This window comes from Halomonas sp. ND22Bw (genome assembly GCF_003011945.1).
GTDB classification, from domain to species: Bacteria; Pseudomonadota; Gammaproteobacteria; order Pseudomonadales; family Halomonadaceae; genus Halomonas; species Halomonas halophila.
The window spans coordinates 1-272 of record NZ_PXWD01000857.1; the positions used below are offsets into that span (position 1 = coordinate 1).

The window sequence follows — 272 nt, forward strand, 5'->3', positions numbered from 1 at the left end:
CGTCGAGGCGGGCTGGCGCGCAGCCGAGGATGCGGTCTTCGTCACTGATGCGCGCGGCATCGTCCTCGTGGCGAGCGATCCGGCCTGGCGCTTCACCACCCTCCGGCAGATCGGCGAAGCCGAGCGCCGCCGCATCCGCGAGGCCCTGGATTTCGGCGACGCCCCCCTCGGGCCGGTGCCGCTCCATCCCATTCCGGGCAGCGAGGACCTGGCGCGGGCGGGCCGTGGGGCGCAGCCCGCCCGCGTGGTCCTGCGCCTCGATGCGCCGATCC

The 272-nt window shown here is 75.7% G+C and carries 1 pseudogene; it reads left to right on the forward strand.

From position 1 onward, the window contains the following. Nucleotides 1-272, forward strand: a pseudogene (locus tag CVH10_RS26025) (hypothetical protein); the annotation flags it as partial.